Origin of the sequence: Stenotrophomonas bentonitica, assembly GCF_013185915.1 — a bacterium.
Lineage (GTDB): Bacteria > Pseudomonadota > Gammaproteobacteria > Xanthomonadales > Xanthomonadaceae > Stenotrophomonas > Stenotrophomonas bentonitica.
Map to the genome: position 1 here is coordinate 228,482 of NZ_JAAZUH010000002.1, position 26,185 is coordinate 254,666.

20 protein-coding genes are annotated in these 26,185 nt (G+C 66.6%); 10 read left to right on the top strand and 10 right to left on the bottom strand.

Going from position 1 to position 26,185, the window contains the following annotated elements; genetic code table 11:
- Window positions 1–190 precede the first annotated feature (190 nt).
- From HGB51_RS12145 to HGB51_RS12155, 3 genes are all read left to right on the top strand, one after another.
- The gene (locus tag HGB51_RS12145) at window positions 191–751 is read left to right on the top strand and encodes a single-stranded DNA-binding protein (protein WP_070208953.1); all 561 of its coding nucleotides are present in this window, start codon (window positions 191–193) and stop codon (window positions 749–751) included.
- Between the two features lie 69 nt (window positions 752–820).
- Complete coding sequence (locus HGB51_RS12150) at window positions 821–988, top strand: transcriptional regulator (protein WP_141739207.1); 168 nt, start codon at window positions 821–823, stop codon at window positions 986–988.
- 26 nt (window positions 989–1,014) lie between these two features.
- Complete coding sequence (locus HGB51_RS12155; protein ID WP_343034384.1) at window positions 1,015–1,299, top strand: aldo/keto reductase; 285 nt, start codon at window positions 1,015–1,017, stop codon at window positions 1,297–1,299.
- Window positions 1,300–1,411: 112 nt separating this feature from the next.
- Here the strand turns inward: HGB51_RS12155 and HGB51_RS12160 are convergent, their stop codons facing one another.
- Entirely contained in the window at window positions 1,412–1,891 is a 480-nt protein-coding gene (locus HGB51_RS12160) for a hypothetical protein (protein WP_141739206.1), read from the bottom strand.
- 463 nt (window positions 1,892–2,354) lie between these two features.
- Between HGB51_RS12160 and HGB51_RS12165 the strand changes: the two genes are divergently transcribed.
- Genes HGB51_RS12165 through HGB51_RS12180 form a run of 4 tightly spaced genes read left to right on the top strand, consistent with a single transcriptional unit; the run spans window position 2,355 to window position 6,195 of the window.
- On the top strand, window positions 2,355–3,149 hold the full coding sequence (locus HGB51_RS12165; RefSeq protein WP_070208956.1) for a hydroxypyruvate isomerase family protein: 795 nt from the start codon (window positions 2,355–2,357) through the stop codon (window positions 3,147–3,149).
- Window positions 3,150–3,179: 30 nt separating this feature from the next.
- Entirely contained in the window at window positions 3,180–4,865 is a 1,686-nt protein-coding gene (locus HGB51_RS12170; protein WP_070208951.1) for a GMC oxidoreductase, read from the top strand.
- Window positions 4,865–5,437, top strand: a complete 573-nt coding sequence (locus HGB51_RS12175; RefSeq protein WP_070208950.1) for a gluconate 2-dehydrogenase subunit 3 family protein — start codon at window positions 4,865–4,867, stop codon at window positions 5,435–5,437. Before HGB51_RS12170 ends, HGB51_RS12175 begins: the two co-directional genes overlap by 1 nt.
- Before the next feature lie 17 nt (window positions 5,438–5,454).
- Window positions 5,455–6,195 carry a 3-keto-disaccharide hydrolase gene (locus HGB51_RS12180; RefSeq protein WP_171966841.1) on the top strand — a complete coding sequence of 247 codons (741 nt, stop codon included), beginning with the start codon at window positions 5,455–5,457 and terminating at the stop codon, window positions 6,193–6,195.
- Between the two features lie 27 nt (window positions 6,196–6,222).
- Here the strand turns inward: HGB51_RS12180 and HGB51_RS12185 are convergent, their stop codons facing one another.
- From HGB51_RS12185 to HGB51_RS12205, 5 genes are read right to left on the bottom strand one after another with little or no spacing between them, the layout of a single operon-like run.
- Window positions 6,223–6,519, bottom strand: a complete 297-nt coding sequence (locus HGB51_RS12185) for a c-type cytochrome (RefSeq protein WP_171966842.1) — start codon at window positions 6,517–6,519, stop codon at window positions 6,223–6,225.
- Between the two features lie 18 nt (window positions 6,520–6,537).
- Window positions 6,538–7,392 carry a sugar phosphate isomerase/epimerase family protein gene (locus tag HGB51_RS12190; RefSeq protein WP_070208947.1) on the bottom strand — a complete coding sequence of 285 codons (855 nt, stop codon included), beginning with the start codon at window positions 7,390–7,392 and terminating at the stop codon, window positions 6,538–6,540.
- A gap of 19 nt (window positions 7,393–7,411) precedes the next feature.
- Window positions 7,412–8,536, bottom strand: a complete 1,125-nt coding sequence (locus HGB51_RS12195) for a Gfo/Idh/MocA family protein (RefSeq protein ID WP_070208946.1) — start codon at window positions 8,534–8,536, stop codon at window positions 7,412–7,414.
- Between the two features lie 12 nt (window positions 8,537–8,548).
- Window positions 8,549–9,766, bottom strand: coding sequence for a nucleoside permease (locus HGB51_RS12200; protein WP_070208945.1), 1,218 nt, complete (start codon window positions 9,764–9,766; stop codon window positions 8,549–8,551).
- A gap of 27 nt (window positions 9,767–9,793) precedes the next feature.
- Window positions 9,794–10,846 carry a sugar phosphate isomerase/epimerase family protein gene (locus tag HGB51_RS12205; protein ID WP_070208944.1) on the bottom strand — a complete coding sequence of 351 codons (1,053 nt, stop codon included), beginning with the start codon at window positions 10,844–10,846 and terminating at the stop codon, window positions 9,794–9,796.
- A 95-nt stretch (window positions 10,847–10,941) separates the two neighbouring features.
- Between HGB51_RS12205 and HGB51_RS12210 the strand changes: the two genes are divergently transcribed.
- Window positions 10,942–11,946, top strand: a complete 1,005-nt coding sequence (locus tag HGB51_RS12210) for a LacI family DNA-binding transcriptional regulator (protein ID WP_070208943.1) — start codon at window positions 10,942–10,944, stop codon at window positions 11,944–11,946.
- Window positions 11,947–11,948: 2 nt separating this feature from the next.
- Here the strand turns inward: HGB51_RS12210 and HGB51_RS12215 are convergent, their stop codons facing one another.
- Together HGB51_RS12215 and HGB51_RS12220 are read right to left on the bottom strand one after the other, a co-directional pair.
- Window positions 11,949–13,331, bottom strand: a complete 1,383-nt coding sequence (locus HGB51_RS12215) for an aldehyde dehydrogenase family protein (RefSeq protein ID WP_070208942.1) — start codon at window positions 13,329–13,331, stop codon at window positions 11,949–11,951.
- Between the two features lie 18 nt (window positions 13,332–13,349).
- Window positions 13,350–15,005, bottom strand: a complete 1,656-nt coding sequence (locus HGB51_RS12220; RefSeq protein ID WP_070208941.1) for an acetolactate synthase large subunit — start codon at window positions 15,003–15,005, stop codon at window positions 13,350–13,352.
- A 131-nt stretch (window positions 15,006–15,136) separates the two neighbouring features.
- Here HGB51_RS12220 and HGB51_RS12225 point away from each other — a divergent pair, with 131 nt between their 5' ends.
- Both HGB51_RS12225 and HGB51_RS12230 read left to right on the top strand, forming a co-directional pair.
- Window positions 15,137–21,265, top strand: coding sequence for an autotransporter outer membrane beta-barrel domain-containing protein (locus tag HGB51_RS12225; RefSeq protein WP_171966843.1), 6,129 nt, complete (start codon window positions 15,137–15,139; stop codon window positions 21,263–21,265).
- A 96-nt stretch (window positions 21,266–21,361) separates the two neighbouring features.
- On the top strand, window positions 21,362–22,987 hold the full coding sequence (locus HGB51_RS12230; protein ID WP_084738845.1) for an arylsulfatase: 1,626 nt from the start codon (window positions 21,362–21,364) through the stop codon (window positions 22,985–22,987).
- Window positions 22,988–23,002: 15 nt separating this feature from the next.
- Here HGB51_RS12230 and HGB51_RS12235 read toward each other — a convergent pair whose 3' ends face one another.
- Both HGB51_RS12235 and HGB51_RS12240 read right to left on the bottom strand, forming a co-directional pair.
- Window positions 23,003–24,997: a hypothetical protein gene (locus tag HGB51_RS12235; protein WP_141739045.1), complete on the bottom strand. Its 1,995-nt coding sequence runs from the start codon at window positions 24,995–24,997 to the stop codon at window positions 23,003–23,005.
- A 53-nt stretch (window positions 24,998–25,050) separates the two neighbouring features.
- The gene (locus HGB51_RS12240) at window positions 25,051–26,166 is read right to left on the bottom strand and encodes an MBL fold metallo-hydrolase (protein ID WP_084738846.1); all 1,116 of its coding nucleotides are present in this window, start codon (window positions 26,164–26,166) and stop codon (window positions 25,051–25,053) included.
- Between the last annotated feature and the right edge of the window lie 19 nt (window positions 26,167–26,185).

A 26,185-nucleotide genomic window follows, 5' to 3' on the forward strand; every position in this document is an offset into this window, starting at 1 on the left:
AGGGCTGGGACGACGGAAGCCATGATGCCATGGCCATGACGGGCCCGGGCGCTGGCACCGTGTGGGCCTTGTCCTATAAGGGCTGGGCCGAAATCCGAGATTCAGGAGGGGCATCCCCGACAGGGCCCGGGCGCACGGCGGTGATAGAATACGTCGTTCAGTCATCCCTCGGACAACCGAAGAGCACCCTATGGCGCGCGGCATCAATAAAGTCATCCTGGTCGGCAACCTCGGCAACGACCCGGACGTGAAGTACACCCAAGGCGGCATGGCGATCACCCGCATCAGCCTGGCCACCACCAGCGTCCGCAAGGACAAGGATGGCAACCAGCAGGAGCGCACCGAATGGCACCGCGTGGTGTTCTTCGGCAAGCTCGGTGAAATCGCCGGCGAATACCTGCGCAAGGGCAGCTCGGTCTACGTCGAAGGCAGCCTGCGTTACGACAAGTACACCGGCCAGGACGGCGTGGAGAAATACTCCACCGACATCATCGCCGACGAAATGCAGATGCTGGGCGGCCGCGGTGAAGGCGGCGGCGGTGGCGGTGCAGGCGGCGGTGGTGGTGGCGGCAACTACGGCGGCGACCGTCCGCAGCGCCAGCAGGCCCCGCGCCAGGAGTACGGCGGCGGTGGCGGTGGTCAGCGCGGCGGTGGCGGCGGTGGTGGCTACGGCCAGCAGCAGCGCCCGCAGCAGCCGCAGCAGTCGGCTCCGCCGATGGACGACTTCGCAGACGACGACATTCCGTTCTGATCGAAGCGAAAAAAAGGCCCTTGCATTGCAAGGGCCTTTTTTTTGTGCAGCCTACGTGGATCAATCCTCATGAACATTCGTCCTCTTCAGACCGAGCATGACTACCATCAAGCCAGGCAACAGCTTGCTGCTTGGTTCGATGACTTGCCTGAGCCGGGCAGTGAGGAAGGTGACGCCTTTGAGGTCATGCTGGTCCTCGTGGCCAACTACGAGAATGCCCATTTTTCCATGGAGTAGTCAGATTCCAGGCGCTGGCCAAAAACATCGTGCTGGCCCGACTGGTGCAGGAATGGGCACTGCGCAAGAGCGTCACACCGGCGCAGCTGGCGCTGGCCTGGCTGGGCACCGTCAAGCCCTGGATCGTGCAGGTCCCCGGAACCACCAACATCGTGCATCTCCAGCAGAACGTTGCAGCGGCGTCCGTCTCGTTTACTGATGCCGAGCTTGCGGAGCGGAAGGCGGGCCTGCAGGCGGTACATATCAATGGGGAGCGGTTGCCGCCGCCTGTGTTGAATTCGACTGGGGTAGAGGCTCCGACCAGACCCTGATGGCGCTGAGACATCATTTGACGGCAACTACCGACCGACCGCCTTGGCCGCTTGCAATTAGACGTATATCTCTAATAGTCGCAGCATTATTCCATTCATTAGATGTATACGTCTAATTCAAACGCTGTGAATTCAGATCCCGAACGCTGCTTGTTGCCCTTTCAGCCCAGCGCGTGGAGCTGGAGTTAAAGGGCGGGGGGGGGGGCGCTGGTTCCCTCACCGTGGATGTGGTCGTGCAGCCGACGAAAGCCTGCTTGTTGAGCCTGTTCTTGCCCGAACAACGCTTTACCGAATAGTGCGAGTCCTGCCTCGTGATTTCCAGTTTCGTAATGTAATCACTGAAGAAACACCTCTTGTTGAACTCAATCAGCTCGGCCCCCTTGCGCCATCCTGGGAATGTGATGTTGGTGATGACGACCTTTCCGTCACCACCGCACTCCCCCGTTGCTTGTGGTGGCATCACTTCGACCGAAACTTCTGGCCCTCCTTTGCATCGAAACGTCTGTCTGCCTTCGTGCGCGTGCTGATAGCCGTCCTTGTCCGGGCCGGGTGCAGTCGTGGAGAGATCAGCGGTGGTTGCAATGATGGTCATGTGTGCATTGCCCTCGCACCTGTAGGCGGCGCTTGGCTGTGAGACTGTCGGGCGAGGGCTCGAGCCATGAGCGCAGACCGCCGTCATCGACAGCGCTAGAGTCAGCCAGTAGGTTCTGATCGTCATGGGCCTACCTTCAATGATGACGCTTCCGAGGGCAAGCCACGCAGGGCGTGGCTCTACCGGGTTTTTCATCCTGCCCGACGTAATCGCCCGCCAGCTTCGCGGCGTGCTTTGTGCCCTGCAGCATGCGTTTTCGTGCACTGCGTCTTGCAAAAAATCGGACTTTGCATCTATGGTGCAATCGATTGCATTGCTCCGAATTGTTGCGTTTGATACCGGTTGGGAGGCCGGAGTGCGAATGTCCGACCGTTCGATTGGATCGTTCCAAGGTTCGCGGTTCTCGCGACGGGATGCGTTGCGCATTGCCGTCGCCGGAAGCGTGGGCCTGGGAGCTTCGGGCGTGCTGCCGGCGCTGGCCGCCGTCGCGCCGCTCAAGGGCAACATCAAGCATTCGGTCGCCCGTTGGACCTTCCCGCAGCAGTCGGTCGCCCAGCTTTGCCAGACGGTCAAAGGCATCGGCTTTGCCGCCATCGATCTGGTCGGCCCGGAAGACTGGCCCACGTTGAAGGCACATGGAGTATATAGCTCGATGTGCAACGGCGCGGAACTCGGGCTGACCAAGGGGTTTGCCGGCAGCCAGTTCCACGATGAGCTGGTGGCCCGCTACATGCGGCAGATCGACCTTGTCGCAGATGCCGGCTACCGCAACCTCATCTGTTTCTCAGGCAACCGCAACGGCATGGAACCGCAGGAAGGCCTTGCCCATGCCGAGGCCGGGCTCAAGCGCATCCTTGGCCATGCCGAGAAGCGCGGCGTGGTGCTGGTGATGGAGCTGCTGAACTCCCGGGTCGATCATCCCGATTATCTGTGCGACCACTCGGCATGGGGCGTGGAGCTGTGCCAGCGGCTCGGTTCGGACAACTTCGGCCTGATCTACGACATCTACCACATGCAGATCATGGAGGGCGACATCATCGCCACCATCGGTCGGCATCATGCGCATTTCAAGCATTACCACACCGCGGGCGTACCTGGCCGACACGAGATCGGGGACCAGCAGGAACTGAATTATCCCGCCATCTGTCGCGCGATCCGCGACACCGGTTTCGATGGGTATCTGGCGCAGGAATTCAGCCCTGTGGCCGCCGATCCCGTCGGTTCGCTGCGCGAGGCGATCCGCCTCTGCGACGTCTGAAACGATATCCACCAAGGTGAAGTAGAACCCATGGCAGACAATCATTACGACGCCATCGTTGTTGGCTCGGGAATCAGTGGCGGTTGGGCGGCAAAGGAATTGACCGAGAAAGGGCTCAAGGTGCTGATGCTCGAACGCGGGCGCAACATCGAGCACGTCAAGGACTACGTCAATGCGATGAAGGAACCGTGGGACTTCCCGCATCGCAATCGACCGACCCAGGCGATGAAGGCGGATTTCCCGGTGCTGATGCGCGATTACGGCCTGGCTGAGAACCTTGACGGCATGTGGGCGGACGAAAAAGAGTCCCCCTACGTTGAGACCAAACGCTTCGACTGGTTCCGCGGCTATCACGTGGGCGGCCGCTCGCTGATGTGGGGGCGGCAGAGCTATCGCCTGTCCGACCTGGATTTCCAGGCCAACCTCAAGGAAGGCATCGCCACCGACTGGCCGATCCGTTACGCCGACATCGCGCACTGGTATGACCACGTAGAGAAGTTTGCCGGCATCGCCGGCACGCGCGAAGGATTGGACGTGCTGCCGGACGGCGAGTTCCTGCCGCCGATCCCGCTCAACATCGTCGAAAAGGATGTCGCGGCGCGGATCAAGCAGGCGTTCGGCGGCACCCGGCACATGATCCACTCGCGCACCGCGAACATCACCCAGCCCAAGCCGGAGCAGGGCCGCGTCAACTGCCAGTACCGCAACAAGTGCATCCTCGGCTGTCCGTTCGGCGCCTACTTCTCCACCCAGTCGGCGACGCTGCCGGCGGCGATGAAGACCGGCAACCTGACCCTGCGGCCGTTCTCGATCGTCAAGGAAGTGCTGTACGACAAGGACCGCAAGCGCGCACGGGGCGTGGAGGTCATCGATGCCGAGACCGGCCAGACCTACGAGTACACGGCCAAGGTGATCTTCCTCAACGCCTCCTCGTTCAACTCGACCTGGCTGCTGATGAATTCGGCCACCGACATCTGGGAAGGCGGGCTGGGATCGTCGTCGGGCGAGCTCGGGCACAACGTGATGGACCATCACTTCGGTGCGGGTGCTTCCGGTCGCGTCGAGGGTTACGACGACAAGTACTACTTCGGCCGGCGTCCCTGTGGTTTCTACGTTCCGCGCTTCCGCAACGTGGCCGCGGACAAGCGCGGCTATACACGCGGGTTCGGCTACCAAGGCGGCGCGAGTCGCAACGGGTGGTCGCGCGAGATCGCCGAGCTGAACATCGGGGCCGACCTGAAGGAAGCGCTGACCCTGCCGGGCGACTGGCGCATCGGCATGACCGGCTTCGGCGAGATGCTGCCGCACCATGACAACACCATCCGCCTGGACCCGGAGCGAAAGGACAAGTGGGGGCTGCCGGTGCTGGCGATGGACGTTGCACTGCGCGCGAACGAGAAGGCCATGCGCAAGGACATGGCCGCCGATGCCGCCGAGATGCTGGAGGCCGCCGGGGTGAAGGACGTGGAAATGCACGACAACGACTATGCCCCGGGCAAGGGCATCCACGAGATGGGCACCGCCCGCATGGGCCGAGACCGCAAGAGCTCCGTGCTGAACCAGCACAACCAGGTCTGGGACGCGCCGAATGTCTACGTGACCGACGGCGCCTGCATGACCTCCAGCGCCTGCGTGAATCCCTCGCTGACCTACATGGCGCTGACTGCGCGGGCAGCGGACCATGCGGTGCGCGAACTGAAAGCGGGGAACCTGTAATGGACCGTCGCGACCTCCTGAAGATGATCGTCGCCGCCACCGGCGCGGCGATGGTGGGCCTGCCTGCGCTGGCCAGTGGGAAATCGCCGGGCGCGGGGAGCGCCTCGTTCTCTGCGGCCGACATCGCCACGCTGGATGAGATCGCCGAGACCATCCTGCCGCGCACGAAGACGCCGGGTGCCAAGGAAGCGGGTACCGGTGCATTCATGGCCACGTTCGTGACCGACTGCTACACGGCCCGCCAACAAGCTGCGTTCCATGCAGGCCTGGCCGACATCGACAAGCGCGCCGGCGGCCGCTTCGTCTCGCTCGCGCCGGACGCCCGCGCCACGCTGCTGCGCGAGTTGGATGCAGAGGCGAAGAAGCGCAATGTCGACGTCAGCGCAACCGGTGAGGCGGACGCGTCCGAGGCGACGCCGCATTACTTCACGATGATCAAGCAACTGACCATCTTCGGTTTCTTCACCTCGAAGGTGGGTGCGACCGAAGTGCTGCAGTACGTTGCGGTACCGGGTCGCTACGACGGCGACCTGGCCTATGCCCCCGGTACCCCCGCCTGGGCGACCGGCTGATGGAGTGCAAAGACACGATGACCCGACCCCTGTTGATGGCGGCCTGCCTGCTGGCTGCCCCCGCGTTCGCGCAGTCCAGCGGCGACCCCGCGCGCGATCCGACCAGGACCGAAGTGTGGACGCCCGTGCCTGGGGTCGTGGCCACGCCGACGGGCGGTGCGCCTTCCGATGCGATCGTGCTGTTCGGCGGCAAGGACACGTCGGCGTGGGAGTCGGAGCAGGGCGGTCGCGTGCCGTGGACCGTTGCCGACGGCGCGATGACCGTGGTCCCGGGCAGCAAGGGCATCCGGACCACGCAGAAATTCTGCGACATCCAGCTGCACGTGGAGTGGCGCACGCCCACGGATACCAAGGGCTTCGACGGCCAGCACCGGGGCAACAGCGGCATTTTCCTGCAGGAGGTGTATGAGCTGCAGGTGCTCGACAGCTACAACAACCCGACCTATCCCAACGGGCAGGCTGCTTCGCTGTACAAGCAGGCCATTCCGCTGGTGAACGCCTCGCGTGCGCCGGGGCAGTGGCAGGCCTATGACATCATCTGGAAGGCGCCGCGCTTCTCGGCGGGGGGCGGACTCACTTCGCCCGCGCGCATCACCGTGCTGCACAACGGCGTGCTGGTGCAGGATGACACCGTGCTTTCGGGCAAGACCGAGTACATCGGCGCTCCCTCGTATGCGCCGCATGACTGCGCACCAATCTACCTGCAGGAGCACGACTCCAAGGTCAGTTACCGCAACATCTGGGTGCGCGCGCTGTAACGCCCGCGCACCCCTGGCGCCGGCTTTCTATTTGACCAGGAAGCTGGCGATGTCGTTGATCTCCTGCGGCGACAGCTGCGCAAACGGCGGCATCAGGCCGCCGCCCTTGGTGATCCTTTCCTTGATCTGCGCGGGTTGCAGGCGCTTGCCAACGTCGGTGAGCGCGGGGAACGCAGGCGGAACGCCTGCGCGCTCCGCCCCGTGGCAGGCGACGCAGTGGGTGGCGTAAAGCTTCGCGCCAGCCGCAGGGTTGTCTTCGCACCACGCTGCGTTGGCAAACGTTGATCCACAGAGCAGTACAGCCACGGTCAGAATCATTTTCAAGCAGAACTCCTTCACGTACTAGCGCTGCGCACGCGCCGTCAGGTGGGCACGCAGGTAATCGGCGCCGGCCTGGATGGCCTTGGCCGGATCATGCGGTTGGTCGTGTTCGACGATGTACCACTGCACGCCGTCCGCCGCGGCCGCAGGCAGGATCGCATTCCAGTCGAGCACGCCCTGGCCGACTGCGGCGAAGCCGCCTTCGTCTTCGGCCTGGCCCTTCGGCGCGTTGTCCTTGGCATGGACGGCGAACAGGCGGCCCTTGAATTTGCCCAGCATTACCACCGGGTCATGCCCTGAACGCTGCACCCAGGCCAGGTCCAGCTCGGTCTGCAGGTCGGGGCCGGCGGCGGCGAACAGCAGTTCAAGGCCGGTCTTGCCGTTGAAGTCGACCAGCTCGAAGTCGTGGTTGTGGTAGGCCAAGCGCATGCCCTGGGCGCGCACCCGTTGTGAGATCTGGCCGAGCTCCTTGCCCAGCGCGGTCCAGCCCGCTGCATCGGTGGGGCGATCTTTCTCGTTCAAGTACGGCACCACCAACACCGTGTTGCCGATCGCGCGGTTGAAGGCGACTGCCGCGTCCAGGTCGTTGCGCAGATCCGCCAACTGCACATGCGATGAAATGGCCTTGATGTCATACCGATCCAGCAGCTGCTTGAGCTCCGCCGCGCTGACGTTCTGGGTGCCCACCGTTTCCACCGCATGCACGCCCGCGTCGTGGACGATCTTCAACTGCTGGTCGAGCGAGCCGGCATTGCGCAGCGTGTACATCTGCACCGCGATGGGCGGTTGCGGTCCGGCTGGGTCGCCAGCGAAGGCGGGCAGGGCGACCATCATCAACAGCGCGAGCGTTGCAGTCCTGCGTGCAGCAATCTTCATCCGGAAGTCCTCAGGGAATTCAATCGATGGCGGTCCAGGCACGGGACCTGGCCGAGGCGATGACGCGGTCGACGATCAGCGCCGAGCGCGCGCCGTCTTCAAAGGTGGGCAGGCCCTCCGGGCGTTCGCCGTGGATGGCGGCATACGTGTCGGCCACGAAGGCCTCGAAGCAGTGGCCGTAGCCCTGCGCATGCCCGGGCGGCAACACCGAGAGTCGCCGCTGCTCGGCACTGCCGGCGCCCGGGCCGCGCACGAAGAACTCCTCGCGCTGGTCGGGTCGGCCGATCCACAGCCGCTCGGCGTCTTCCTGGTTGAAAGCCACGCTGGCGTTGGCCGCGTCGATCTCGAACCAGAGGCGATTGTGGCGGCCCGCCGAGACCTGGCTGACCGTCAACGAGGCCAGCGTTCCGGCGCCGGTCTGGAACAGTGCCGCTGCCACGTCCTCGCTGGAAACCGCCTGCATCGCGCCGCCGGCGGCGGGCGTGGTGAAGCTCTGCCCACCGCTCGCGCCGCGCTCGCCGATCACGGTGGCAAAGGCTGCGCTGACGTCGACGAAGCGCTCGCCGCTCACCCATTCCACCAGATCGCACCAGTGCGAGCCGATGTCGGCGAACACGCGCGAGGTGCCGCCCAGTGCCGGGTCCACGCGCCAGTTGTTGCTGGCAGGGTCCAGCAGCCAGTCCTGCAGGTAGCTGCCATGGATGAGGTGCAGCGGCCCCAGCTCGCCCTGCGCGATCCGCGCGCGCGCTTCGCGGACCACCGGGTGGTAGCGGTAGACGAACGGGACGGTGGCCACACGCCCGGTGGAGGCGGCCAACGCCGCCAGCACCTGCGCATCTTCCAGTGTCGTTGCCAGCGGCTTCTCGCAGATCACGTGCTTGCCGGCTTCCAGCGCGGCCTGCGCCATGGCACGGTGCAGATGGTTGGGGGTGCAGACGTGCACGACCTGCACCTGCGGGTCGGCGAGCACCTCTTCGATGTCACGGTACCCGCGCGGCACGTTCCACGCGTGCGCCACCTCGGTAGCGCGTTCCGGTGACGACGCGACAACGCCGCGTACGTCGGCGCCGGCGAGCAGGGCGGCGCGACGGTGTACGGCGCCGATCATGCCGGTGCCGACGATGGCGATTCCAAGCTTGGGCATCGGGTGCGGTCCTCAGTTCGTGGCAGGCGAGGCCGCCACCACTGGGCGGTCGCGGAACAGCGCCAGGAAGGCGATCAACACGACCAGGGCGACGCCGGCGGGGAACAGCCAGATCTGCTGCCAGTCCGGACCGGCCGCCGTGGTGTAGTGCTCGACCACCGCGCCGGACAGGAACGTGCCGATCAGCATGCCCACGCCATACGTGGCCAACGTGATGAAGCCCTGCGCGCTGCTGCGCGCGTCCGGGCCGGCATGCGCGTCGGTGTAGATCTGGCCGGTGACGAAGAAGAAGTCATAGCAGATGCCGTGCAGCACGATGCCGATGACCAGCAGCGAGAAGCCGCCACCGGCGTCGCCGAAGGCGAACATCACATAGCGCACCACCCACGCGGCCATGCCGACCGCCAGCATGGTCTTGACCCCCAGCCTGACGAACAGGAACGGCATGGCCAGCATCAGCAGCACTTCGGAGACCTGGCCCAGCGACTGCAGGCCGGCCGCGCCGCGCACGCCAAGGTCGTTGAGGTAGGGGTTGGTGAAGTTGTAGTAGAACGCCAGCGGAATGCAGATGGCGATGGAGGCCAGGAAGAACACCAGGTACGAGCGCGACTTCAGCAGTTTCAGCGAGTCCAGCCCCAGGATCTGCCCCAGCCCCGCGTCGCGCTGCTTCGCCAGCGGTGGCGTGTGCGGCAGGGTGAAGGCATACAGGCCCAGCGCCAGCGACGCCAGCGCCGCCATCTGGAAGGTCAGCTCCAGCCGGTGCGCCTGTTCCCAACCCAGCCAGCCGATCAGCACGCCGGCGACGATCCAGCCGATGCTGCCGGCCACCCGCACCGGGGGAAACTGCTTCTCAGGCGATTGCATGTGCCGCATCGCCACGCTGTTGGCCAGCGCCAGCGTGGGCATGAACAGCAGCATGTAGCCCATCACGCAGGCGAAGAACGTATTGAAGTCCGTCGCCGTGGACGCCAGCCACATCAGCACTGCACCGAGCAGGTGCAGCACCGCGAGGATGCGCTGCGCGGCGAAGTAGCGGTCGGCCACCAGGCCCACCAGGAACGGCGCGACGATGGCGCCGATCGACTGGCTGAGGAAGGCGGTCGCGACCTGGCTGGCGCTGGCCTTGAGCGGACCCTGCACCAGGTACGTGCCCAGGGTGACGAACCAGGCGCCCCAGATGAAGAACTGCAGAAACATCATCGCGCCCAAACGCGACATGGTGTGCTTCATGACGTGCCCTCCCGGGGCGGTGATGGCTCAGATGCCGAGCATGCGGCGCAGTGAATGGGGATCGGTGCCGCCCTCGGCGAAGTCGTCGAAGGCCCGTTCGGTGACGCGGATGATGTGGTCGCGCACGAAGGCGGCACCTTCGCGGGCGCCGTCTTCCGGATGCTTCAGGCAGCACTCCCACTCCACCACCGCCCAGCCGGGGAAGTCGTACTGCGCGAACTTCGAGAAGATCGCCTTGAAGTCGATCTGGCCGTCGCCGAGCGAACGGAAGCGGCCGGGGCGGTCGATCCAGTCCTGGTAGCCGCCATACACGCCGCTGCGGTCGCTCGGGCGGAACTCCGCGTCCTTGACGTGGAAGATGCCGATGCGCGGGTGGTATCGGTCGATGAAGCCCAGGTAGTCGATCTGCTGCAGCAGCAGGTGGCTGGGGTCGTACAGCATCTTCGCGCGGGGATGGTGGTCGACCACCTCGAGGAAGCGCTCGAACGTCGCACCGTCGTGCAGGTCTTCGCCCGGGTGGATCTCGAAGCACAGGTCCACGCCGCAGGCGTCGAACGCGTCGAGGATGGGGCGCCAGCGGCGGCCGAGTTCGGCGAAGGCTTCCTCCACCAGGCCAGGCGGGCGCTGCGGCCACGGATAGAAGTACGGCCAGGCCAGCGCGCCGGAGAACGTGGCATGCGCGGTCAGCCCGAGACGCTGGCTGGCCTTGGCCGCGAGCAACAGCTGCTCCACCGCCCAGGCCTGGCGGGCGGCGGGATCGCCGCGCTTGTCCGCAGGCGCGAAACCGTCGAACAGGCTGTCGTAGGCAGGATGCACGGCGACCAGTTGCCCCTGCAGGTGGGTCGACAACTCGGTGATCTGCAGGCCGTGTCCGGCCAGCATGCCGGCGAGGTCGTCGCAGTAGTCCTGGCTGCGCGCGGCTTCGGCCAGGTCGAACAGATGCGGCGCGCCGGTCGGCACCTGTACGCCAGAATAGCCCAGGCCGGCCGCCCAGCCGGCCAGCGTGTCCAGCCGATCAAACGGAGGTGTGTCGCTGATGAACTGCGCCAGGAACAGCGCCGGACCCTTGAGCGTCTTCAATGGGATTCGCCCGCGATGCAATCGATTGCATTACCCTAGCAGGGACTTCCGCAAATCCCGTTGTGCACTGCACAGCGGCAACCACACCTGACGCCATGGCCACCATCTACGACATTGCAAAACACGTGGGCGTCTCCGCCGGCACCGTCTCTCGCGCGCTTTCGCGGCCGGACAAGGTGCTGCCGGCCACTCGCACGCGCATCGAGCAGGCGGCCCTGGCGCTGGGCTATGTGCCCAACACCGTGGCGCGTACGCTCAAGACCCAGCGCAGCGGCAAGCTGCTGGTGACCGTGCCGGACATCGCCAATCCATTCTTCGCGCAGATCCTGCAGGGCGCCGAGGACGCGGCGCAGGCGGTGGGCTACGCGGTGCTGCTGGGCGACACCCAGCACCTTCCCGAGCGCGAGGAGCGCTACGCGCAGATGCTCCGCCGCAACGAGGCCGACGGCCTGATCGTGCTGGGCCATCGCCTGCCGCCGACCGCGCGGGAGATCGTGCAGCAGCAGGGCGTCACGGCGCCGGTGGTGAATGGCTGCGAGTTCGACCCTGCCCTGGGCATTCCCAGCGTGCACATCGACAACGCGGCTGCCGCGCGCGCGGTGATGGAACACCTGTATGGGCTGGGGCACGAACGGATCGCGGTCGTGGGTGGGCCGCCGGACAACCCGCTGCATCAACAGCGGCTGGAAGGGGTGCGAAGCGCGGGCAAGGCACGTGGCCGCCTGCGCAGCCTGAGCGTGGTGCCGGGCGATTTCTCCCTGGAGTCCGGCCATGCCGCCGCAAGGGCGCTGCTGGCCGGTGGGCTGGCACCCACCGCGATGTTCTGCTTCAGCGACCAGATGGCGCTGGGCGCGATGGCGGCCTGCCGCGACCTGGGCCTGCGCGTGCCGGAGGACCTGTCCATCGTCGGCTTCGACGATCTGGCATCATCCAGCTATCTGTCGCCGCCGCTGACGACCATCCGGCAGCCGATGCGGGAGATCGGCGTGCGCGCGGTCAAGCTGCTGCTGGCCATCATCGAAGGGGTGGACGTGCCGCTGCAGCAGACGCTGGATTTCAGTTTGATGGTGCGGGGATCTACCGGCGTGTCGAAGGGCTGACGTCAGCTCCTGCGCATCAGGATCATCTTTTCCTGGGTCATGTCGCGCATGGTGTACGGAATGCCGCCGGTGCCGTAGCCGGACTCGCGGCGGCCGGCGAACGGCATCCAGTCGGTACGGAACGCGGTGGGGTCGTTGATCATCACCGCCGAGGCGTCCAGGCGGTTGGCGGCGCGCATCGCGATGTCCATGTCCTGCGCGAAGATGCTGGCCTGGAAGGCGACGGGCAGGGCGTTTGCGCGCGCGATGGCGTCGTCCAGCTCGCCGTAGCGGTACACCGCGACGACCGGCCCGAACACTTCCAGCGTGGAGATGCGCGCATCGGCGGCTGGATCGAGCAGCACGGTGGGTTGGTAGGTGGTCTCGGACAGGCGTTTGCCGCCGGCGGCGAGCTTCGCACCACCCTTGACTGCTTCGTCGACCCACTCCGCAACGCGATCAACTTCACGGGGCTGGATCAGCGGGCCCACCTCGGTGTCCTTCAACGTTGGATCGGCGGTACGCAGTTTTTCGACGCGGGCGACCAGCCGCTCGGTGAAGTCATCGGCGATGGCGTTGTGCACGAAGATGCGTTGCGTGGACACGCAGACCTGGCCGGCATGGTAGTAGCCACCTTTCACGATGGGCTCGATGACCTTGCCGAGGTCCGCGCTGCGGTCGACGATGGCTGGCGCCACGCCGCCATGCTCCAGCGCCGAGCGTGCGCCATGGGCGAGCTTTGCATGCAACGACCAGCCGACCCGTGCCGAACCGATGAAGCTGAGGAAGGCCACGCGCTTGTCCGTCGCCAGCGCCTCAGCCAGTTCGTTGCCGTCGGGCAGGAAGGTCTGGCACCACGGCTCCGGCAGGCCGGCCTCATGCGCCAGCGCGACAAACTCCAGGCAGGAAAGCGGGGTGGCGCTTGCCGGTTTGATGATGACCGGGCAGCCGACCGCAATCGCCGGTGCCACCTGGTGAACGATGAGGTTCAGCGGATGGTTGAACGCCGAGATGGCGGCAACGATCCCGATCGGCTCCTTCGTGGTGAAGGCCCAGCGGTTCTCCGCCGCAGCCGAGAGGCCCATGGGAATTTCCCGGCCTGCGAAATTGCGCAGTTCATCGGCCGCGTTGTGCACGCCGTCGATGGCGCGGGTGGTTTCCACGATGGCGTCGGGCAACGGTTTGCCACCTTCGCGCGCGATCTGCAGGGCTAGATGGTCGCGCCGGGCGTCCATCAATGCGGCCAGCCTGCGCAGGATGGCAATGCGCTGGTGTGGCGGCAGCCAGCCGTCGCGATCCTTGAAGACGCGTTCGGCCGCACGCAGCTTGCGCTCCAGCGCAGCCGCATCGTCGGTGGGGACTTCCGCGATCTGCGCGCGATCAAACGCCTGTACGACCTTCAGCATGAGGGTTCCTTCAAGTGCTCAGCGGCATTCCACGTCGGGGGTGCGGTTGCGCAGCTCGTCGACCAGAACGCGTGTGTTTTCGGAATAATCGATGGGTACATCGACCAGATGCACGCCGCCGCCAGCAAAGGCCGCTTCAATCGTGGGCACCAGCGATTCGGCAGAACCCACCCGCGACCCCTTTGCACCATAGGCCTCGGCATAGCGCACGAAATCGGGATTGCCGAAGCGCATGCCAAAGTCCTCGAACCCGTCCACCGCCTGCTTCCAGCGGATCATGCCGTAAGCGCTGTCGTTGAGGATCACCACCACCAGGTTCAGCCGCAGCCGCACGGCGGTTTCCAGCTCCTGCGAGTTCATCATGAAGCCACCATCGCCGCAGACCGCCATGACCCGGCGCTGCGGGTACAGCATGGCCGCCATCATCGCCGAGGGCAGGCCGGCGCCCATGGTGGCCAGGGCGTTGTCCAGCAGCAGCGTGTTGGCCACGTGGGTGCGGTAGTTGCGCGCGAACCAGATCTTGTACATGCCGTTGTCGAGGCAGACGATGCCGTCGTCGGGCATCACCGCGCGCACGTCGTGGACCAGCCGCTGCGGGGTGACCGGGAAACGGTCTTCCTCCGCACGGTCGTTGAGGTGGGCCAGGATCTTCTGGCGCAGCGTGGCCATGCCGTCGTCGGGCGACAGCCTGCCTTCCAGCTTCTCGGCCAGCGCCTGCACCGAGCCACCGATGTCGCCGATCACTTCGATGTCGGGGTGGTACACCTGCTCGACGGTGGCCGACTGGAAGCCCAGATGGATGACCTTGGGTCCACCAGCGTCCTTCATGAGGAACGGCGGCTTCTCGATGGTGTCGTGGCCGATGGCGACGATCAGATCCGCGCGTGCCACGGCTTCGTGCACATAGTCGCCCTCGGAAAGCGCAGCGGTGCCCATGTACAGATTGGAGCCACCGGTGACGGCGCCCTTGCCCATCTGCGTATTGAAGAAGGGCAGGCGCGTACGCGTCACGAAGCTCGACAACGCGTCGGCCAGGTACGGGCGGCTGCACGCCGCGCCGATCATCACCAGCGGACGCTTGGCGGCCAGGATCGCCGCAGCCGCGCGCTCGAGCGCAGCGGGATGGGCGAGCGGGCGCTCCAGTGGATGCACGGCAATGGGGGAGACCGCGTCGACCTCCTCACCAGCGATGTCTTCGGGAAGTTCCAGGTGCACCGGGCCGGGCCGCTCTTCCATCGCCACACGGAACGCATCCCTGACGATGGACGGAATCGATGCGGGGCTGACGATCTGGCGCGTCATCTTGGTAAGCGGTTTCATCGACGCGACGATGTCGACAATCTGGAAGCGGGCCTGCCTCGCACTCATCACCGCCTTCTGTCCGGTGATGAGGATCATCGGCATGGCGCCGAGATGGGCATACGCTGCACCGGTGGAGAAGTTCAGCGCGCCCGGGCCCAGCGTCGCGAGGCAGACGCCGGGGCGGCCGGTCAGTCGCCCATGCGTGGCGGCCATGAACGCGGCAGCCTGCTCATGCCGGGTCAGCACCAGTTCGATCTTCGAGGTCCGCAGCGCTTCCAGGAAGTCGAGGTTTTCCTCCCCGGGCACGCCGAAAATACGGTCCACGCCCTCGTTCTCGAGCGCTTCAACCAACAGGGCAGCACCGTTGCGCATCGTTCGGTTCCTCATGGATGGAGTCGGTCAACCTGCGAGCGCCTTCGATGCTAACAGGCCCGGACATGATCCAGGTCAAGAGGTGCCTCACGGCAATGCCTAGGCTCTGCTCACCCTCCTGGAGCCCTGTCATGAATCCGCACCGCATTGCCCGCCCCAACCGTCGCGCGCTGTCACTGGCCTTGATGAATGCGCTCGCCGCCACCGGCCTTGCGACCTTTGCCGCGCCAGGCGTCGCGCTGGCCGACGGTTGCCAGCTGTACAGCGTCAACGGCCACATCTCGTGCTATCTCAATTCCAACGGCAGCGCCGGTTCGCCGGCGGGAAGTTCCGGCTCGGACCCGATCTTCGACGACAAGAACGGGTACACCGGCGGACCCGGTGGCCCGGCGGCGGACATCAACCTGGTGGTGGGCTTGAACCCCACGCTGTACGACTACTCCGCCTACAACAGCAAGAACCAGTTGCTGCTCGCCTCTTCGCCGATCAATTCGGTGAGCATCGGTGGCGCCGGTGCGCAGGGCTCGGATGCCACCGCAGGCGGGTTCGACAAGGTCGGCGGCAACGGCGGCCTGGGCAACAGCGGTGGCGCGTTGACCGTCTCGGTGGGACCTCAGGTGACCTCGCTGTCGCAGGACACCGTCAACGGCATCAGCGGCATCACCCTGATCTCGCTGGGCGGTGAAGGCGGCGCGGCCGGCAAGGGCAACATGAGCGGTGAAGACGGCAACTCCGGCGTGGGCGGCGTGGGCGGCAGCATCAACGCGACCCTCGACGGCTATACCCATTCGAATTTCCGCAGCGTGCTGGTGTCGAGCCAGGGCGGCGCAGGCGGCCGGGGCCGCGATTACGGCACCGGGCTGAATTCCCAGGGCGCGGACGCGACTGACGGCATTGGTGGCAACGGTGGCACGGTCACCGCGAGCTTCACCAACACCAGCAACAACGCCAACAACGGCTTCGTGGGCACCGCCGGCGTGATGGTCCAGAGCGTGGGTGGCAATGGCGGCAACGGCGGTTCCGCGGAGGATGTGGACGGTTCGCAGGGCGGCGACGGTGGCCTGGCCGGCAACGGCGGCAACGTTGGCGTGACCGTGGCGTCGAACGTGATCATGGTGGAAACCGGCGACAACGACGCGGCGTTGCATGTGCTGTCGCAGGGCGGCGCCGGCGGCCAGGGCAACAGTTCCGGCGGCTCCGGCGGCAATGCGGGCGCTGGTGGCAATGGCGGCAATGCCAGCCTCATCATCGATGGTAGCGCCGGCAGTGGCGGCGCCATCGCCGCCAACGGCACCTACGCGCCTGCGGTGCTGGTGCAGTCGCTGGGCGGCAACGGCGGCGACGGCGGTACGCCCTCGCAGTTCGTGATCGGGCCCAACGGCGGTTCCGGTTCCGATGGCGGTACCGCAGGCACGGTGTCGGTGACCGGTAGCGGCCTGCTGGCACGCACCGGCTCGTATGTCGACCCGACCGACTTTGAAGGGTCACCGGGCGTGCTGGCGCAGTCGATCGGTGGCGGCGGTGGTTCCGGTGGCGTTTCCAAAGGAATCTTCGCCGTGGGCGGCGAAGGCGCCAACGGCGTGAACGGCAACAGCGCCACCGTTGCGCTGCAGTCGAACGTGGAAACCTTCGGGTTCGGTTCGGACGGCCTGGCGGTGCAGTCCATCGGCGGCGGTGGCGGCAAGGGCGGCGACGCCAGCGGCGACAGTGTTGGCCTGCAGTACGTGATCGGCGGTTCGGCCGGTGGCGGTGGCGACGGCTACAGTGCGTCGCTGACCAGCCAGGCCGGCAGCACCGTGCTGACCCACGGCGTGCACGCGCCGGGTCTGCTGTCGCAGTCGATTGGTGGCGGTGGCGGCCAGGGCGGTTCGGCCTACAGCAAGTCCACTTCGGCGGGCTTCGGCGCTTCGATGGCGGTGGGCGGCAGCGGTGGCGCGGGTGGCAATGCCTGCGGCAGTGGCTGCAGCGGCACCCTGGCGCAGAACGACGGGCGCATCGGCACCGACGGTTCGGATAGCTATGGCATCCTGGCCCAGTCCATCGGCGGCGGTGGCGGCGCCGGTGGCGCGTCCACGGCGAAGTCGAAGGTGTATGCCGCCGAAGACGTCAGCATTTCGCTGAGCGCCTCGCTTGGAGGTTCCGGTGGCCAGGCCGGCAGTGGCGGCCTGCTCACCGCCACCAACACCGGCCTGGTCACCACCGGTGGCCAGGGCGCGGTGGGCATGCTCGCGCAGTCGATCGGCGGCGGCGGCGGTGCCGGTGGCGACTCGTCGTCGGCCTCGACCGCCACCGGTGGCGAGTTCGACATCAGTGCTTCGATGGCGCTGGGTGGCAAGGGCGGCACCGCCGGTGACGGCGGTGCGGCGACGGGTACCAACAGCGGCGTGGTGCTGACCACCGGCGAATCGGCAGCGGGCCTGCTGGTGCAGTCGGTCGGCGGTGGCGGTGGTGCCGGTGGCACCGGCGATGGCCAGGCCTCGGCGACCGGCGGTGAGACCAAGATCTCCACCACGTTGACCATGGGTGGCACCGGCGGTTCGGGCGGCGATGGTTATGCGGCCACCGCCAACAACATCAACGGGTCCATCATCACCCTGGGCGACGGCGCGTTCGGCATCGGCGCGCAGTCGATCGGCGGTGGCGGTGGTGCGGGCGGCGGTGCAGCCGGCTCGGCCAAGGGCGAGTACGTGGCCACCGTGACCATGGGCGCGAACGGCGGCAAGGGCGGCAACACGTATCACACCGATGGCAACGGCAATGAGATCGACGGCGTGTCGGTGCACAACGACGCCACTTCTACGGTGGTGACCTTCGGCGCAGACGCCAACGGCATCGTGGCGCAGTCGATCGGCGGCGGTGGTGGTGTCGGCGGAAAGGCCGGCTCCAACATCGCCAGCAAGAAGTCCGACGGCGCCGGTGGCAACAAGGGCAGCAACGCGGGCACCGCGACCAGCACGCTCACCGCCGCCTACGATGCCAATGGCACGGCGGCGCTCAACGACTATCTGGGCCTCAACAACGCAGTCACGTTTACCAACAGCCTGCTCGCCGACAGCACTTCACAGGTGGCAGCGCGTGCGCGGTTGGCAGCCGTGAGTGACGGCGACCTGGACGACGACCTCAACGATGCCGCCGAGTCGAAAGGCGACACCGACGACGACAACGAGTCCACCAGCATCCAGCTCTCGGTGGCGCTGGGCGCCTCCGGCGGCAGCGGCGGTACGGCGGGCCTGGTCACGGTGACCAACGACGGCGGGATCGCCACGCTGGGCAACCACGCCGACGCGATCCTGGCCCAGGCCGTCGGCGGCGGTGGCGGCAAGGGCGGCGCGGCCAGCACCGCCTCGACCAACGACTACAGCGGCAACCTGTCCGTGGGTGGCTCGGGCGCCGGAGGTGGCTACGGTGGCCAGGTGATCGTCAACAACACCGGTGCGATCTACACCAAGGGCGCGCTGGCGGCGGGCATCGTGGCCGAATCGATTGCCGGCGGCGGTGGCGTCGGCGGTGTCTCGGCGTCGTCGGTGAAGGCCAGCAGCAGGAACTCCGGGGACGACGACGCCAACGATGGCGCGTTCAAATCGATCTCGCTGTCGGTCGGCGGCAATGGCGGCGCCAGCTACGACTCCGGGCAGGCCAAGGTGACCAGCAGCGGTGCGATCTCCACCGCGGCGCACGATTCCAGCGGCATCATCGCGCAGTCCATCACCGGCGGTGGCGGCATCGCCAAGACCCTGGCCAGCGACCTGGAAGGCGCAGGTGGCAGCGCCAGTGCGAAGGGTGGCGACTACGACGTCATGTTCAAGTTCGGCGGCAGTGGTGGCGAAGCCTCCGGTGGCAGCGGCCTGGTCAACGTCACCACCGCAACGGGAGGATCAATCACCACCAAGGGCGACAACAGCCACGGCATCCTGGCCCAGTCGATCAGCGGCGGCGGTGGCCTGCAGTTGGGCGGCACCGTCAGCGGCAGCACCGTGGCCGATTTCTTCGGCTCCGGCAAGACCACCGGCAGCGTCAACAATGACGGCGTGAACAGCCCGACAGCCGGCAACAGCGGCCTGTCGGTGACGGTGGGCGATGCGATCAGCACCGCCGGCGCCAACGCGGTGGGCGTGCTGGCACAGTCGATCGGCGGGGGCGGCGGCCTGGCCGGTGGCATTGCCGGCCAGACCAGCCTGGCGGCTGCACCGCAGTACTTCAGTGGCAGTCGCAACGCCTCGGGCAATGGCGGGGTGATCACGGCCACCGTGGATGCCGGCGCATCGATCAGCACCACCGGCAGCAATGCACCGGCGATGCTGCTGCAGTCGCTGGGCGGCGGCGGTGGCCGCGTGATCACCGACAACGCGATCTACATGGGCAGCGCGGGCGGCAGCGGCACCGGCGCGGCGATCACCGCCACCATCAACGGCACGGTATCGGCCACCGGTTCGGGCTCGGCGGGCATCGTCGCGCAGAGCATGGGCGACAGCGCCTCCAATGCGCCGATCAGCATCACCATCGCCTCCACCGGCAAGGTCACCGCCGGTCAGCAGTCGGTGGCCACCTCGCCCAATGGCAGCTCGGCCGGCATCTACATCGACCACGGCGGTACCGGCAAGAACGGCAGCAACGGCACGCCGGTGGTCAACACGGTCACCAACAACGGCACGCTGTACACCTACGGTTCGCAGGCCAACGCGGTGGCGGTGTACAGCACCGCGGGCGACACCCAGGTGATTAACAACGGCACCATGGGCGGCGACGTGCTGCTCACCAATGGTGGCGGCACCGGCTGCTTCACCAACAACGGCACCTTCAACGCCGGCGACAGCGTCACCGTGGGCAAGTGCGGGGTGACCAACAACGGCGTGATGGACATCCGCGCCACGCCGCTGGCGGTGCAGGGCAACCTGCTCAACAACGCCGGCGGTCGCATCGTCGTGGCCGCGGACTTCTCCGGCAAGGCCGCCACGCCGTTGACCGTGGACGGCGACGCCACCATTGCCGGTACGGTCGAGGTACGCCCCACGCTGATGCGCCGGAACACGGTGACGCTGGCCAGCGCCACCGGCACCCTGCAGCTGGATCCAACCCTGGCGGCGGTGCACAACGACCATCTGTTCGACTACCGCTTCGATACCGACGGGCAGAACCTGCGGGTCACCCCGAGCGCCCTGTTCAGTGCGCAGGCGGCGGGCATGGGCGCCAACAAGCGCGCGGTCGGCAACAACCTGCAGTCGATCTTCGACAGTGGCGCGGCGATGGATACCGGCTTCACCCGCTTGAGCAGCGTGGCCGACGGCGCCGAGTACGAGCGCAGCCTGGCGGCGATGTCGGGCAAGGCGCTGGGGGCATTCGGTGCATACCGGGTCAACAGCAGCCGCGACTTCGCCGTGAACCTGTATGGCGGCTGCTCCAGCGCGCCGGTGGCCAGCAAGAGCACCGACAGCTGCGGCTGGGGCCGGGTGATCGCCAATGGCTCGGAGCAGAAGGAAACCAACGACGCGCTGGGTTACAAGGTCGACGCGTCGGCGTTCCAGGCCGGCGGCCAGCTGCAGCTGTCGCCCAACCTGGCCCTGACCGGCTCGCTGGCGTACGAGAACAGCCGCCTGCGCGACGCTGACGGCAGCGCGCGGGTGAAGGGCGACGCGGTGCTGGGCGGGGTGGGGCTGCTGTACGACGCGGGCAGGATGGAGCTGTCCGGCGGGCTGGACGCAGCTTCGGGCAAGTACCGCTCCACCCGTGACGTATCAGTGGGCGGCTTCGACGATGAAGCCAAAGCCAGTCCGAAGCAGTGGCAGGCCGGCGCGCACCTGCGTGCGGCCTACAGCGTGCCGGTGGGCCGCGAGGGCTTCGTGCGCCCGTTCGTGGAAGGGCATGCCATTCGCGTGGAGAACAAGGCATTCACCGAAGATGGCAACTCGCCGTTCCGCCTGGCCGTGGAAGGCAACGCAGACACCGCGCTGATCGGCGCGGTCGGGGTCGAGCTCGGCAACAGCGTGCACTTCAACAACGGCATGACGCTGCGGCCCTTCGCCAGCGCCGCGGCCGAATTCAGCAACAACCGCGACTGGACCACCACTGCGCGCTTTGCCGACCAGCCGCAGAGTCAGTCTTTCGATGTCACCACGGCGGGGCCGGGCACGATTGGACGCTTCGCGGTAGGTGCCGATCTGTATGGCTCCAACCACCTCAACCTGTCGCTGCAGTACGTGAAGGAAGTGGGCCAGGGCTTCGATGCCAATACCGGGCTGGCGCGCCTGACGTACAGTTTCTGACAGTAGAAATACTGGCGCGCTCTGCGTAGAAGTCAGCATTGGCCCGGCGGTGCTGCCGGGCGATGCTGTCAGGGTCGATCCGCAAGGAGCAGCTCCATGGCAACAGCACGTGCAAAGAAGGCGGCACCCAAGGCGTCGCCCGCCACCAGGAAACGGTCTACATCCAGCAGCGCGAAGCCTTCAAAGCCCGGTAAGCGCCCCAACATCCTGGTGATCTGGGGCGACGACATCGGCATCAGCAACCTGAGCTGTTACAGCCATGGGTTGATGGGCTACCAGACCCCGAACATCGACCGTCTCGCGCGCGAAGGCATGATGTTCACCGACTCCTACGGCGAGCAGTCCTGCACCGCAGGGCGCTCGTCCTTCATCACCGGCCAGAGCGTGTACCGCACCGGGTTGTCCAAGGTGGGTCGCCCCGGCGGCAAGGAAGGACTGCAGCCCGAGAGCGTGACCATCGCCGAACTGCTCAAGGAGCAGGGCTACGCCACCGGCCAGTTCGGCAAGAACCACCTGGGCGACCTGAACAAGTACCTGCCCACGGTGCACGGCTTCGATGAATTCTTCGGCAACCTGTACCACCTCAATGCCGAGGAAGAGCCGGAAATGTACGACTACTTCCCGGAGCAGGACTTCCCCAACTTCCGCAAGCAGAACGGTCCGCGTGGCGTGCTGCACTGCTGGGCGCAGGACAAGGACGACCCGACCGACCAGCCGCGCTGGGGCAAGGTAGGCAAGCAGAAGATCAAGGACACCGGCCCGCTGACCAAAAAGCGCATGGAAACCTGCGACGACGAATTCGTCGCGGCGGCGCAGAAGTTCATCCGGCGCCAGCATGAGGACGACCAGTCGTTCTTCGTCTGGTTGAACACCACCCACATGCACATGTTCACCCATACCAAGAAGTCCAGCCTCGGCCAGGCCGGACGCTGGCAGTCGCCGTACCACGACACCATGATCGACCATGACCGCAACGTGGGCGAGATGCTGGACCTGCTGGACGAACTGGGCATCACTGAAGACACCCTGGTGCTGTACTCCACCGACAACGGCCCGCACCGCAACTCCTGGCCGGACGCCGGCACCACGCCGTTCCGCAGCGAAAAGGACACCAACTGGGAAGGCGCGTTCCGCATTCCGCTGCTGGCGCGCTGGCCGGGTCGGATCGCACCCGGGGCGATCGCCAACGGCATCGTGCAGCACCACGACTGGCTGCCCACGTTCCTCGAAATGGCCGGTGCGCCGCAGGTGGTGGAACAGCTGAAGACCGGCTACACCACCAACGGCAAGACCTTCCGCAACCACATCGACGGGACCAGTCTGCTCGGATATCTCACCGGCAAGGAGAAGGAGAGCCCACGCAAGCTCTTCATGTACTTCAGCGACGACGGCGACGTGCTGGCAATGCGCTATGACAACTGGAAAATCGTGTTCATGGAACAGCGCTGCCAGGGCACGCTGCAGCTCTGGGCCGAACCGTTCACCACGCTGCGACTGCCCAAGCTGTTCAACCTGCGCACCGACCCTTACGAGTACGCAGACATTACGTCCAACAGCTATTACGAGTGGTTCCTGTACCACGACTACCTGCTGTTCGGGGCGTTCGGGATCGCCGACCAGTTCGCGCAGACGCTGGTCGAGTACCCGCGCGTGCAGGAGCCGGGCAGTTTCACCATCGATGACGCGCTGGCCAAGATGAGCGCGATGTCGTCGAAGGACTGAGGCGCAGGGGGCGGCTCAGCCGCCCCTGTACGGTCGACCCGGCGGCGCCGCCTTGCTGCGGCGCTGTTCGGTGCGGCGCTCCTGGTAGCGCTGCATGCTGAGTTGCAGTTCTTCCAGTGCATCGCCCGGCAGCCACAGCTGGCGGGTGCCGCGGGTCATCGCGGTGTACGCCGCGCGCACCGGATTGTGCGCGTACTGGCGGGTGAATCCAGTGCGGAAGCAGCAGCGCGACATCGCCACGCTGGCGAACTCGGCGTTCTTGGCGTGCTCCACCAGCATCAGCTGCAACGCTGCGTCGTGGAAGGGCAGCAGGCGCTCCATAAGCTCCACGAATCGCTCGCGGTTGTAGCCCCGCATGAACATGCGCGGGATCTGCGCCAGGTCCTGTTCCTCGCATTCGGCCAGCAGGTCTTCCCAGCGCTGGCTGCTGCCGCCGTGTGCGGTGAGCTCGCGATAGGCTTCCGCTCCCCGGGTGACCTCGCGGCCGAGCGTGGCCAGCGAATCGGGATGGATGGAGAAGGCGGCGCCCGCTGCGGCCAGACGCTGCGCTTCCTCCAGCAGCCGCCAGGGGCTGCCGTAAATGCGTGCGCCAGAGACCGGTACGTCGCTCCACGCGGTGTAGGTGCTGGACAGCGTCGGCTGGTCCGCCGAGCCGACGAAAGGGGCTTCGTAAAGGTTGCCGGGATCCAGCGCCAGCGTGTCGTTGACCAGCTGCTCCACCAGGCGCCCCTGGCGGACCGACTGGTCGATCTCCAGCGTCATGCCGGTGGCGAAGCGCGGCGCATGGCCTACCAGGCGCTGGTTGGGATCGCCCAGGCTGATCACCGCGCCCTCATAGCTGGAAAGCAGGGCTTTCCACGCCGGGCTCAGATCGTGGCCTTCGTCGATCAGCAGGGTGCCCCAGCTGGCCGGCACGCTGACCTGGTGCAACGCCAGCCATTTGCCGATGTGGTCCACGTTGACGCTGAGCAGCGCATGGCGCTGCAGCTGCGGGTCGAACATGCTGCGCCAGACGTGCTCGGCGGCCGCCATCAGCGCGGCGCTGTCGATCATCGTCCACGGCACTGCGCGCGCGAAGTGGCGCGGCGCCAGCTGCAGCGTGGTCGAGCGGCACCACGTGGCAATGCCTTCCAGTGCGATACGCAGCACGCTGGCAGGCGCGAACGAGCCGATGGACTGCAGCTCGATCCGTGCGGCGATGTCGCGCAGCGCGTGCTTGCTGATCTGGAACACGGGCCGCCAAGCGGTACGCAGCAGGCCGCGGCGGAACGCGTCACCGGCTACATGGTTGGCGAATGCGATCTGCGAGATCACCTGGACCGGCAGTGCCGCGCTGAGCCGCTGCCGGAACGCCTGCACCTGTCCGGCGCGCGGTGCGATGTAGGTGTAGCGGCGCGCGCCGCTGTCGAGCAGCTGCAGGATCAGGTGGGTCTTGCCGGCGCCGGCGTAGGCGTCCAGGTCGATGTGTTCGTCATCGTTGGCGATGATCGCGCGCAGCGCACGCGCCTGTTCCTGGGTATAGGAATGCGTGCGCTCCACGAACGCGGGCGCGCGCAGGCTGTCGTCGGCCACGTGGCCTTCTTCGGCATATGCTGCTTCGGTGGCGAAGCGCAGCGTGTGCGGTTCCAGTGTCACCTGGCTGTCGGTCTGGAATGCATCCACCGGATAGGCGTCGGGTGAGGCCTGCGCATAGCGCGCCACCACTGCGTCCGGGCCCAGCACCACGCCCTGCGCGGCCAGACCGTGCAGCCAGGCGTCTGCAGCGGGAGGCAATGCACTGCGCAACGTCTGGAACTGACCGGCAGCCGCCTCCGGCTGCGCCACGAACAGCGCGCAGGCGTCATCGAGCAGCCGGGTCAGCGCAGCCGGATGATGCGGGCGCTGCTGGCACAGCGCGGCGGCAAACAGCCCGGCGCTTTCCAGCGCGGTCACTGGAATCGCGCCGGTGTCCAGAAACGCGCGCAGTGCGGTTTCGCTCAACGGCAGGGCATAGGCGGCGGGGGAAGACACGGCAGGCATGCGCAATGATACCGTGCGGCCCGGATCCGGCTCTGTCCCGTCGCTTACTGCGCGCTGGCGATCGGCGTGTTCCGGCGCGCCTCGGCCTCGGCCTTCATCGCCCGCCACCATGGCGTACCGGCATGCGGCGCGGCCAGGTCCAGGCGTTCGCCCATTTCCGGCGTGGACAGGGCGATGCCGCGCGCTGCCGCCAGCGCGCTGACGCGCACGAACGGTTCTTCCCAGCGGTGCATGGCCAGGTCGAAGGTGCCGTTGTGGATCGGCACCAGCCACCGGCCGCGCAGGTCCTGGTGGGCCTGGACGGTCTGTTCGGGCTGCATGTGCACGTACGGCCACTTGACGTCGTAGGCACCGGTTTCGACGAAGGCCACGTCGAACGGCCCGTAGCGCTCACCGATCTTCTTGAAGCCGTCGAAGTAGCCGGAGTCGCCGCTGAAGAACACGCGCAGGTCGTTGTCGATGATCACCCACGAGCCCCACAGCGTCTTGTTGCTGTCGCGCAGCCCGCGGCCGGAGAAATGCTGGGTGGGGGTAAGCGCGAAGCGTACGCCGTCCACCTCGGTTTCCTGCCACCAGTCGAACTGGCGCACCTTGTCGCGCGGCACGCCCCAGTCGACCAGGCGGTCGCCCACGCCCAGCGGGGTGAGGAACACGCCTACGCGGCTGGCCAGGAACTTCACCGTGGCGCGATCCAGGTGGTCGTAGTGGTCGTGCGAGAGCAGCACGCCGCGGATCGGCGGCAGGTCTTCGAGCGCGATTGGCGGGGCGTGGAAGCGCTTCGGCCCGATCCACTGGAACGGCGAGGCTCGCTCCGAGAACACCGGGTCAGTGAGCCACCAGCCACCACGCAGTTTGATCAGCAGGGTCGAGTGGCCGAGCCGGTACACGCTGCGGTCCGGGGCCTCGGCCAGCGCCTGCGCGGTGAGCGCATGCACCGGCGTGGCGACGTCCGGCACCGTGCCGGACGGGCGGTTGAAGAAGAATTCCCAGAACAGCTTGATCGTGGCGCCCAATGATTCCCTGGGCTTGGCCACGACGTTGGTGAACTGGTCGTCCGCACGCTGCGGCGACGTTTCGTAGGAGGCGATAGGCACTTTAAGGGTCATCCCGATCAGAACGGCAAGGGCGAAGGCGACAGCGAGAAAGGACAGAATGCGCATGCGTCTCCAGAGGGTAGGG

What these genes read in the sequence shown, in the direction of transcription:
- HGB51_RS12145 (WP_070208953.1), top strand. Translation starts at nt 191, where the DNA reads ATGGCGCGCGGCATCAATAAAGTCATCCTGGTCGGCAACCTCGGCAAC.
- HGB51_RS12150 (WP_141739207.1), top strand. Translation starts at nt 821, where the DNA reads ATGAACATTCGTCCTCTTCAGACCGAGCATGACTACCATCAAGCCAGG.
- HGB51_RS12160 (WP_141739206.1), bottom strand. Translation starts at nt 1,891, where the DNA reads ATGACCATCATTGCAACCACCGCTGATCTCTCCACGACTGCACCCGGC.
- HGB51_RS12170 (WP_070208951.1), top strand. Translation starts at nt 3,180, where the DNA reads ATGGCAGACAATCATTACGACGCCATCGTTGTTGGCTCGGGAATCAGT.
- HGB51_RS12175 (WP_070208950.1), top strand. Translation starts at nt 4,865, where the DNA reads ATGGACCGTCGCGACCTCCTGAAGATGATCGTCGCCGCCACCGGCGCG.
- HGB51_RS12180 (WP_171966841.1), top strand. Translation starts at nt 5,455, where the DNA reads ATGACCCGACCCCTGTTGATGGCGGCCTGCCTGCTGGCTGCCCCCGCG.
- HGB51_RS12190 (WP_070208947.1), bottom strand. Translation starts at nt 7,392, where the DNA reads ATGAAGATTGCTGCACGCAGGACTGCAACGCTCGCGCTGTTGATGATG.
- HGB51_RS12195 (WP_070208946.1), bottom strand. Translation starts at nt 8,536, where the DNA reads ATGCCCAAGCTTGGAATCGCCATCGTCGGCACCGGCATGATCGGCGCC.
- HGB51_RS12200 (WP_070208945.1), bottom strand. Translation starts at nt 9,766, where the DNA reads ATGAAGCACACCATGTCGCGTTTGGGCGCGATGATGTTTCTGCAGTTC.
- HGB51_RS12210 (WP_070208943.1), top strand. Translation starts at nt 10,942, where the DNA reads ATGGCCACCATCTACGACATTGCAAAACACGTGGGCGTCTCCGCCGGC.
- HGB51_RS12215 (WP_070208942.1), bottom strand. Translation starts at nt 13,331, where the DNA reads ATGCTGAAGGTCGTACAGGCGTTTGATCGCGCGCAGATCGCGGAAGTC.
- HGB51_RS12220 (WP_070208941.1), bottom strand. Translation starts at nt 15,005, where the DNA reads ATGCGCAACGGTGCTGCCCTGTTGGTTGAAGCGCTCGAGAACGAGGGC.
- HGB51_RS12225 (WP_171966843.1), top strand. Translation starts at nt 15,137, where the DNA reads ATGAATCCGCACCGCATTGCCCGCCCCAACCGTCGCGCGCTGTCACTG.
- HGB51_RS12230 (WP_084738845.1), top strand. Translation starts at nt 21,362, where the DNA reads ATGGCAACAGCACGTGCAAAGAAGGCGGCACCCAAGGCGTCGCCCGCC.
- HGB51_RS12240 (WP_084738846.1), bottom strand. Translation starts at nt 26,166, where the DNA reads ATGCGCATTCTGTCCTTTCTCGCTGTCGCCTTCGCCCTTGCCGTTCTG.